A 261-nucleotide genomic window follows, 5' to 3' on the forward strand; every position below is an offset into this window, starting at 1 on the left:
CCATAGAACTTATGGAAGCCCATCATATTGCTCGCGTTCTAACTCTCGTTTGTGTTGCCGCCATGATCTACGAGACTCGCAGCGCGTATATTGATCGCAGCCGTTGGTTATTGATTGTCAGCGGCCTTCGCATTCGCCATTTTGTTCTAGGCGCACTATTGTTATTGGCAGTCTTTGTTCTTGGGGTGCTTCTCCATCAAAACGCACCTCAATGGGCCCAATACGGCTGGTTACACTATGTCGGCGGCACCGGTTCAGCCG

1 protein-coding gene is annotated in these 261 nt (G+C 51.0%); it reads left to right on the top strand.

Annotated features, from left to right (window positions below; genetic code table 11):
* Window positions 1-11 precede the first annotated feature (11 nt).
* A partial coding sequence (locus MTCD1_RS21970; protein WP_235013399.1) for a hypothetical protein occupies window positions 12-261 on the top strand: 250 nt, incomplete at its 3' end.

Source organism: Colwellia marinimaniae (genome assembly GCF_002207865.1).
Classification (GTDB): domain Bacteria; phylum Pseudomonadota; class Gammaproteobacteria; order Enterobacterales; family Alteromonadaceae; genus Colwellia; species Colwellia marinimaniae.